12 protein-coding genes are annotated in these 6,587 nt (G+C 39.6%); 4 read left to right on the top strand and 8 right to left on the bottom strand.

Annotated features, from left to right (window positions below):
• The 5 genes from ACFIKH_RS08515 to ACFIKH_RS08495 form a co-directional block, all read right to left on the bottom strand.
• A partial coding sequence (locus ACFIKH_RS08515) for a phage tail protein (RefSeq protein WP_375671476.1) occupies positions 1-383 on the bottom strand: 383 nt, incomplete at its 3' end.
• The gene (locus tag ACFIKH_RS08510) at positions 383-1,210 is read right to left on the bottom strand and encodes a baseplate J/gp47 family protein (protein WP_375626976.1); all 828 of its coding nucleotides are present in this window, start codon (positions 1,208-1,210) and stop codon (positions 383-385) included. The genes ACFIKH_RS08510 and ACFIKH_RS08515, both read right to left, overlap by 1 nt.
• Positions 1,207-1,548 (bottom strand): GPW/gp25 family protein, encoded by a 342-nt coding sequence (locus ACFIKH_RS08505; RefSeq protein WP_004856773.1) that lies wholly within the window; start codon positions 1,546-1,548, stop codon positions 1,207-1,209. The genes ACFIKH_RS08510 and ACFIKH_RS08505 overlap by 4 nt, the downstream gene beginning before the upstream one ends.
• Positions 1,545-2,234 (bottom strand): phage baseplate assembly protein V, encoded by a 690-nt coding sequence (locus ACFIKH_RS08500; RefSeq protein ID WP_375653117.1) that lies wholly within the window; start codon positions 2,232-2,234, stop codon positions 1,545-1,547. The genes ACFIKH_RS08505 and ACFIKH_RS08500 overlap by 4 nt, the downstream gene beginning before the upstream one ends.
• Positions 2,215-2,763, bottom strand: coding sequence for a hypothetical protein (locus ACFIKH_RS08495; protein WP_375671475.1), 549 nt, complete (start codon positions 2,761-2,763; stop codon positions 2,215-2,217). Before ACFIKH_RS08495 ends, ACFIKH_RS08500 begins: the two co-directional genes overlap by 20 nt.
• Before the next feature lie 75 nt (positions 2,764-2,838).
• Here ACFIKH_RS08495 and ACFIKH_RS08490 point away from each other — a divergent pair, with 75 nt between their 5' ends.
• From ACFIKH_RS08490 to ACFIKH_RS08480, 3 genes are read left to right on the top strand one after another with little or no spacing between them, the layout of a single operon-like run.
• On the top strand, positions 2,839-3,138 hold the full coding sequence (locus ACFIKH_RS08490; protein ID WP_375627496.1) for a BrnT family toxin: 300 nt from the start codon (positions 2,839-2,841) through the stop codon (positions 3,136-3,138).
• On the top strand, positions 3,125-3,397 hold the full coding sequence (locus tag ACFIKH_RS08485; protein ID WP_375671474.1) for a CopG family antitoxin: 273 nt from the start codon (positions 3,125-3,127) through the stop codon (positions 3,395-3,397). Before ACFIKH_RS08490 ends, ACFIKH_RS08485 begins: the two co-directional genes overlap by 14 nt.
• Before the next feature lie 37 nt (positions 3,398-3,434).
• Entirely contained in the window at positions 3,435-3,752 is a 318-nt protein-coding gene (locus ACFIKH_RS08480) for a type II toxin-antitoxin system HicB family antitoxin (protein ID WP_004856761.1), read from the top strand.
• Positions 3,753-3,826: 74 nt separating this feature from the next.
• Here ACFIKH_RS08480 and ACFIKH_RS08475 read toward each other — a convergent pair whose 3' ends face one another.
• A complete protein-coding gene (locus tag ACFIKH_RS08475; protein WP_375613925.1) occupies positions 3,827-4,105 on the bottom strand; it encodes a hypothetical protein in 279 nt (92 codons plus the stop codon).
• On the bottom strand, positions 4,102-4,830 hold the full coding sequence (locus tag ACFIKH_RS08470) for an antA/AntB antirepressor family protein (RefSeq protein WP_375671473.1): 729 nt from the start codon (positions 4,828-4,830) through the stop codon (positions 4,102-4,104). Before ACFIKH_RS08470 ends, ACFIKH_RS08475 begins: the two co-directional genes overlap by 4 nt.
• 381 nt (positions 4,831-5,211) lie before the next feature.
• Between ACFIKH_RS08470 and ACFIKH_RS08465 the strand changes: the two genes are divergently transcribed.
• Positions 5,212-6,294, top strand: a complete 1,083-nt coding sequence (locus ACFIKH_RS08465) for a hypothetical protein (RefSeq protein WP_375671472.1) — start codon at positions 5,212-5,214, stop codon at positions 6,292-6,294.
• Between the two features lie 27 nt (positions 6,295-6,321).
• On the opposite strand, the gene ACFIKH_RS08460 is transcribed toward ACFIKH_RS08465, so the two are convergent.
• A partial coding sequence (locus tag ACFIKH_RS08460; RefSeq protein ID WP_375671471.1) for a hypothetical protein occupies positions 6,322-6,587 on the bottom strand: 266 nt, incomplete at its 5' end.

The following is a 6,587-nucleotide window of genomic DNA, read 5'->3' as shown; positions in this document are numbered from 1 at the left end:
ATGGCTTCAAGGCTTTTGCGTTCAGGCAACTGATCAAAATCAAGTTGAAAGGAATTCCACCATACCCGCCCCGTCCAGGCGGGTTGAAAGCGTGCCGAAATCCCTAGCCATTCAAGCCCCATCTCTATTGCCGCAAGGGAGCCGCGAATATTTTGCCATGCAAGACCCTGATCAATCAAATCATAGAGGTTTGGAACATAAGGCGTAAGCTCTCCAAGCCCGTATTCTTCAATCAACCACGGTAAGAAACGGGGAGGGCGTGTGATCAGTTTAGAACGTGAAATCCCCAAAACAGAACCATCAACATCTTGATGAAAATCACAAGCATCGGCAAGGCGCTTTTCAAATTTTGTTGCGTTTGTGGGAAGGAGGGAACCAACCATTAGCGCGCACGCCCTTTGAAGTTTAAGGTGATTTTTCCAATCGATAAAACTTCTTCATCACAAACCATACTGTCTTGTGTTGGTGTAATGGCGATCACTTTCTGGACACCAGCAATCATTAATTTTGAAATCCACCACGACAAACTTAATTCACGACCAATGGCTTGTTCTTGTCTCCATGCTGCTCTTAAATTTGTTTCCATTGTTGTAAGAATTTTCAAAGATGTTTCTGGTAACAGCCAAACATCTGCCTCTAAATCCAGAACTTTTTTGACAGCAGCGTGAACAATGATTGTATCATTGGTCATGATGATATTTTTTCTGTGAAGAGCTTCTGAGACTGTTTGTATGAGATCTTCAGAGGCCGTTCCTTCTTCATTGTTGCCAAAAAGAGCAACATAGATGGTTGGGTCTTTGCCTTTACGGTAAACAATCGCATCCTTAACACGACTATCTGCTGTTAAGGCTATAAGCTTGTAATAGGGCTCTGTCCCGCTACCATTGCCACCACGGGCATGAAGCTCTATGCGTTCACGATATCTCTCGTCACTTTCACCCTCCATGCGGGCAAGACCATGCCAGTTTCCCAAAGCATCAAGAGATTCACCGGTTGCAAAATCAAGAATGTTGTTGCGTGCCGCTTCGTTAATACGCTGTCTTAAAAGCAACTCTCGATAGCTAAAAGCCTCAATGACTTTTACAGCCGGATCACTTTCAAGAATGGTATATTCCGGCAAAAGCTCTTTTAAATGGGCAAGAGCAGCAGCGCGTATTTCCTCAAAAGAAAGTTCTGTGATGATTTCCGGTTTTGCAAGTACTCCATTCATTTTATCAGTAATCCTTCCATGGTAATGGGCTTACCTGAAGGCAAATAAATGCCTTCAAAGGACAAAGAAACTTGTCCAGCATCAACCATTTTAAAATCAATTTTTTTCAATTTAAAACGCGGTTCCCATTTGTCTAAAGCCTCAGCAACAGCAGCATAAAGGGCAACAGCAAAAGCATTATTAACCGGTGCATCAATGAGTTCTGCAACACGTGAACCATAATCACGCCGCATTACACGCGAACCAATCCGCGTTGACAAAATATCAAGGATTGATTGGCGTAAATGATCAATTCCGGTTAATGGCTTTCCTGTTGTACGGTCCATTCCACTGTTCAATTGGGACCTCCTGTCATCGAGCCACCAGGGGAAACACCACCATGAACATGTGTTGCTCCTACATTGGTACCGTTATGCTTTAGTCCACTTGAGTGAATGGAAACATTATTCCCAGAATGAAGAGAGAGACTATCATTCGAATTCAGTGAAATGCCATCACCAGCCTTCAAAGAGATGCCGCCTTTTGCGTTTAAATTTATATCGCTTTTTGAAACAATCTTTATGCCTTCCGGTGCGGTAAGCTCTAGCTTGCCACCATCACCTTTTAGTGACACACCATCAGCGATTGTCAGGATAAATTTTCCGCCGGATTTGATGTGAATTCCATAAGTGTTTTGTTCATCATCATATTCAAGGCTGGTTCCATCAGGATATATCGTTCGGTGAATGCTGCCTTTATCGGCTGCTTGATTAGCATCTGTATGAAGTGAACCAACAATCACCCCTTGTGATAAATCCCCTGATGACGAGACAACAATCACTTGCTCTCCGATATCACGCCCTTCATAAGAGCGTGTTTTACCGGCGCGGGCTTGTGTATCTGGAATCCAGTCACTGACAAGATTGCCACTTTTTATCCGATAGCGTGCGTTTTTATGGTCGACATGGCTAATTTTTCCCACCACAACCATATTGGCCACACGTCTCTTTAGATCTGTGATTTCTTTATCGCGCCGCTCTAACATGTCCACCTTCAATTTTATGGTATTTATCTTTATTTCTCACGCCTGTTTCTGGTTCAAAGCTTAAGAAAGGTTCAACGAGTCTTGCTGTTACACTGCCTTCTTCTTCATCCATGTTGGGGATATTTGTCACATAAATGACTTCAAAGGTTAAAATCGCACCATGGAGCGCTAGGGCGCCATTATCGCCAAAGGCAAAAGCAATATTTTGCAGGCGGCATGTCTCAACTGTGTTGTTGAGATTGGGATTAGCGTAGAAAACCTCCTCAACTTCCCATGCCAATTGGTCAACAAAACGTGCTCCATCTTCACATGTCGCATAACATTCAACATCTAGCGTTAAAACACGCCGCCTTATTCCATAATCATAGCCATCTTCAATCGTTTCACTTTGTGTTGAGATATTAATTGCAGGCGTGTTCTCAGGGGAGAAGTTGAAATCACGCATATTGAAAACATTGTCACCAGCTGCCGTCTTTGCTGCCTTTATCAAAGCAACAAAGCTTTCCCTTATCGTTTCTCTCGGATGCATGAGTGTTCCTGTTTAAACAGATTGATTTTAATCATTTTTATTGTATTTGTGGATACATTTTGATATACATACGTTATGGTAGCAAACATCAAAGTTCATGGCATAAATTGGGATGATGGTAACTGGCCAAAATGTGCCAAACATGGAGTTTCTAAAAAAGAAATTGAGTATTTATTCACTAAACCTGGAAATCTCGTCATAAAGCATGACCCCAATATTAAAGAAGAGCGTTTCAGAGCCATTGGAAGAAGCTATAATGAAAGATATATATTTTTAGTTTTTACCTTAAGAACAATAAAGAATGAACTGTTTGTGCGTCCTATTAGCGCTCGTTATATGCACCAAAAGGAGATTGATTTTTATGAAAACCTCTAAATTAAAACAAATGCCCGTTTTTAAGACGGATGAAGAAGCAGAAAACTTTGTTGATACTGCAGATCTTACAGATTATGACTTAACTGGTTTTAAACCCGTTCATTTTGAATTCTTACCTAAAGAAGCCTCTATAAATATTCGCTTACCTCAAGCACTTATGAAGGCTTTAAAGGAAAAAGCTAAAAATCAAGCTATCCCTTACACACGCTATGTTCGACATCTCATCGAACGAGATTTACGAAAAAGCCATCGTAATTGACCCATATCCTCTGTAGAGGATATAAGAAAGGATGAACATGAACAATAATCATTATACCTATCGTGTTTTGTGGTCGCAAGAAGATGAGGAATATGTTGGGTTGTGTGCAGAATTCCCCTCCCTTTCATGGTTAGATGCTCAAGCAGAGAAAGCTTTAAAAGGCATTATGGACCTTGTTTCAGAAGTTGTTGAGGACATGCAACATAATGGAGAAGAAGTTCCTGTGCCTTTGTCACATGGTAAATACAGTGGTAAGTTTCAATTAAGAATACCACCAGAACTCCATAGAAAACTTGCAATACAAGCTGCTGAAAATGGTGTAAGTTTAAACAGATACATTTCTTCTAAACTGTAATTTTCTCTTGATAAATATTCGTTTTTAACCACCTCCCCATTTTTGAGAACGGGGAGGGGAGTTCTGTTTTTAACTTAAGCAACCTTTTTAATGGGAGGCTCCAAATTTGGTTCGTAAGCTTTCAATAAAGGTAACATAACTGTAGGAAACTCTGAATCGCCAAAATCTGTTAGAACTGTTAAGATTTTAAGTATATTTGGCACCTCATCTTGAAGTTTGAAAATCAAAGCTTTTTCTACCAAACTCATGATGTTAATCAGAGCTGTACACTCTTTTTCATTAATATTTTCATCATTAGAAAACTGATATAAAGCTATCCATAAATCGCATAAGAAGTCGATACTGGTGTTCATTGCACACCCCCAAAGATTTGTTCTCTCAAACAAGCTAATCCTCTAGATGTGATTTTCGTTGAAGGCAGTACCTTTTCTGTACCATCTGGTCTTTGAATGGTAATAGCGGGACAATCCATGAATCCTTTCTTGATCTTATCCTGATAAGGTAACAGGGGCGCCCCTGGAGCCCGTCGATACACCCAATCATGTTTACGCAAGTAATCGGTTAAGTCCTTTGGTCGTACTTCAAGCATCTTTGCTGCTTCTATCAAACCGAACAGCCCATCAGAACGCTTTAAACCATCAAGTGCTTTTGCTTTTGGTGCTAATTCAGCGATAACATGATCTTTCTGCTCTATTTGGCTTTGTAAGTGATTCAAAACACCAAGTAATGCTTCGGGTTTAGAGTAGTCAACTTGTGGGGTTGCTACTTGTTTCAAAAGCCGTTCACATTTGATAAAGTATTGACGTGCTTCATGCCCTTTATCATTACGCTCTATCATCGAAAGATGTTTAGCCACGTCTAACGTAATGTGGTATTCTTTTATTTTTCCACCCCGGTAAAAATTTACCGCAGTTATAAAGTTTATATTTTCCTGAAATTTACATTCTTTAATGCGATTTTTAATCCAATTTCTAAATTCAGATTTTATTTCCAAAAACGCATGCAAATCACGCGCGTTAACAGTTTGAACAGTTTCCTGATCAATAACCCGTTCTTTAATTTCTATAAGAGTGTTCATAGTGAACTCCTATCGATTAGAGGTTTCTTATTGACATTCCAGAAGAATGCCGGGCGCTAAGAAACACGGTCGATAGTCCGTCGTTACGCTTTCCCCATAAAGAGTATTGTATAGCGTAACTACACCCGACAAATCTATTATATGCATGTAGCATATAATGAGTCAAAGTCTTTAATGTGCGGAGAAGAGATTGTGTCGGCAATCTATCCGCTATCGATTTAAGGTGTTTCTTAGGCACCTGATTCGATTATTCATACTCCTATCATAATGTCAATAAGTAATATTACATTTTTCTAAATTATATAAGTACGTCTTTACTTTATTTGTCGACTCACTTTAAATTTCCACTTTACTTTTTTATTTATAGCGGAGGGGGAGGTAATGCTGGATACCCTTAATATAATTGCAATGATCGTGTGCTTGTTATCATTGCCAATGATGATTGTCGGACTCGTTTTAGTATGTATAAAGAAATGGCGGAAAAACGGACTGAAAACTCTTGGTATTGGAGCTTTATTATTTATCGGCTCTGCGATAGTAGGTGCTTCTGTACACAAAGACAAACCAAATCAAATTACACACAATAATGAAATTGTTACCTCCTCCTCGACTTCGTCAATAGATGTTGCTACTCAAAACGAAAGCGTGTCTCAAGCACCAGCTGAGAATACCGATAAGCAAGTTACCCCCACTCAAGTTAACAAACCAGACAAAGATGATGGATTAGGCTTTTGGGGATGGTTTTGGTTAATTTTCTTTGCGTTTTTTGCGTTTTCCATTTTCGCTTATTGGCAAGATAAACGCAAAAAACGTTTTGAAGAAAAAGTTCCAGAACAGGCTTCAATGTCGCTCCCTTCTGCACATCCTTCTTCTGATTTCTCAGTCGTTAATAAAACATCTCCAGCACTTAAAAATGAACAACTGGAAAAATGGATCAGGATCTTTCTCCTTTGTTCTCTATTGATTGGAGGCATTGTGGTAGTAATAAGTATTTCACCATGGTTATTAGTAGCCATTCTTATTGTTTTACTTTTGGTGATCGCTCATTACTCTGAAAAGAAAAAAGTAAAACTTTTTGAAGAACAAGTTGCAATGTTGCTACCGGATATTAAAGTGTCTAGTTTTTCTGAAGCGTGTAAAATGTTTCAAGAACTTGACGCAAGTGAATATGATTATCGTTTAGCAAAAAATGAAAAATTGTTGGGAGTTCAAGAACGCGTTTTCTTTGATATTAATAAAAAGATCCCACTTAGAGGACGTCTTTTGGTAACCGATCAAGCCATTGTATTTGAAAGTCCTGAAAAGAATGAAAGAACTACTTGGACACGAATTGCATCAGTCACTATAACATACCATGAATGCCAAGTCAGTCTCCGTACCGGCATACCACGGAATTACCAATTCACTGCCTTTTCAAGTCCAAGGTTTACAGCAGTAATTCGAGTTCTGGGACAGTTTTATTGATTTTTAAACACACCAAATAAAGATGCCTCATTGTTTTATCTCGCGCAAGATAAGCTTATACATACCGGATTCTGAGGCTTGGACATCTGTGATCACGAAGTGCTCTTGAGAAGAGGGCGCTTTGTTGTTTTCAGGAGCCATCACAATAACACTATCTTCCGGTTTTGGTGGTAAACCCCCGATGTCATTGATACAAAGATCAAGTTCCTTTCTTGCAATTGTGGTGGGGATTCTGCCACCGGCGTCCGATTCTGAATGCTTAATGCCGTAAATCGCTGTAATCCGAAAAGATT

The organism is Bartonella sp. SD1336NMGDW (assembly GCF_042193565.1).
Lineage (GTDB): Bacteria > Pseudomonadota > Alphaproteobacteria > Rhizobiales > Rhizobiaceae > Bartonella > Bartonella grahamii.
Note: the sequence above shows the minus strand (reverse complement) of the source record. Positions and strands in the feature narration are given on the sequence as shown.

Coding starts and splice junctions, on each gene's coding strand:
- ACFIKH_RS08485 (WP_375671474.1), top strand. CDS start 3,125: ATGAAAACCTCTAAATTAAAACAAATGCCCGTTTTTAAGACGGATGAA.
- ACFIKH_RS08475 (WP_375613925.1), bottom strand. CDS start 4,105: ATGAACACCAGTATCGACTTCTTATGCGATTTATGGATAGCTTTATAT.
- ACFIKH_RS08465 (WP_375671472.1), top strand. CDS start 5,212: ATGCTGGATACCCTTAATATAATTGCAATGATCGTGTGCTTGTTATCA.
- ACFIKH_RS08490 (WP_375627496.1), top strand. CDS start 2,839: ATGGTAGCAAACATCAAAGTTCATGGCATAAATTGGGATGATGGTAAC.
- ACFIKH_RS08500 (WP_375653117.1), bottom strand. CDS start 2,234: ATGTTAGAGCGGCGCGATAAAGAAATCACAGATCTAAAGAGACGTGTG.
- ACFIKH_RS08495 (WP_375671475.1), bottom strand. CDS start 2,763: ATGCATCCGAGAGAAACGATAAGGGAAAGCTTTGTTGCTTTGATAAAG.
- ACFIKH_RS08510 (WP_375626976.1), bottom strand. CDS start 1,210: ATGAATGGAGTACTTGCAAAACCGGAAATCATCACAGAACTTTCTTTT.
- ACFIKH_RS08470 (WP_375671473.1), bottom strand. CDS start 4,830: ATGAACACTCTTATAGAAATTAAAGAACGGGTTATTGATCAGGAAACT.
- ACFIKH_RS08480 (WP_004856761.1), top strand. CDS start 3,435: ATGAACAATAATCATTATACCTATCGTGTTTTGTGGTCGCAAGAAGAT.